This is a genomic window from Mesorhizobium sp. M7A.F.Ca.CA.002.05.1.1, from assembly GCF_003998335.1.
Lineage (GTDB): Bacteria > Pseudomonadota > Alphaproteobacteria > Rhizobiales > Rhizobiaceae > Mesorhizobium.
This window is the reverse complement of sequence record NZ_RZQI01001351.1, coordinates 1-1,056: the sequence shown is the minus strand read 5'-3', so window position 1 is coordinate 1,056 and position 1,056 is coordinate 1. Positions and strand designations below refer to the sequence as shown.

Here is a 1,056-nt window from a genome sequence, read left to right as displayed (position 1 = left end):
CTGCTGCGCCCAGCTTGACCGTGCCGATCAGGGTCCCATTGTTGTTGAAGGCCACCGGGCCGCCCGATGCATCGATTGCCAGCGCCGCGGAGGTTTGCGCGTTGTTGCGCACCAGACCGCTGGTGGTGATGGAAATCGCCTGGCCCGCGGACGACACCGCCTTGATCGCGGCGTCGCCGCCTTCGACCGTACCTGTCGCCGTGATGGTGGTGGCGCCGGTTCCCCTGTTATCGGCATTGATACCGTTTTCGTGGCCGTTGACTGCCGTGACGTCGATCGTCAGGCCGCCCGTCGCGGTGGCGGCGTTGAAGGCGTATATGCCGTCGGTGCCTATTCCGGTCACCATGCCGGTCGCCGTCACGCCGGTGGCTCCGTTGCCGCTGTTGTAGGCGCGGATACCATTGGTCCCGCCGGTGACTGCCACGGCGTTCACTGTCAGGCCCGTACCCGTGGTATAGACATCGATGCCGTTGTCGACCGTTCCAGTCACCGTACCCGTCGCGGTCACGCTGGTGGCACCGGTCCCGTTGTTCTGGGCATAGATGCCGGCGAAGCCACCATTGACTGCCGCCGCACTCACCGTCAGTCCGGCCCCGTCTGTGTAGGCATCGATGCCGTTGTTGCTTGCCCCAGTCACCAAGCCCGTCGCCGTAACGCTGGTGAAGCCTGTGCCGTTGTTGGTGACGGCGATGCCGCCCTTGCCGCTAACCGCCGCGGCACTCACCGTCAGGTCGGTCGCCGTGGTGCCGTTGGTGGCATAAATACCGTCTTCGCTTGAGCCGGCTACGGCAGCCATCGTGGCTATGATGCTGGTGGCGCCGCTGCCGTCGTTCGAGGCAAAGATGCCGTACCGGCCGCCGGTCACCTTGCCGTAGGCGGTGACATTCAGATCGCTGCCAGCAGGGACGGTCGGGCCTGAAAAGGTCACGGTACCATTCAGAATCGTATTGACGACATCGAGTTGTTGTCCGCCATTGACGGCATGGATGCCGTCGCCGGTGCCGCCAGTCACGTCGCCATTGGCGGTGATGTTCAGGGCTGCGGTCGCCCCCTGGT

The 1,056-nt window shown here is 64.8% G+C and carries 1 pseudogene; it reads right to left on the bottom strand.

Annotated elements, in window-relative coordinates:
- Positions 1 to 1,056: pseudogene (locus tag EN939_RS38385) on the bottom strand (hypothetical protein); the annotation flags it as partial.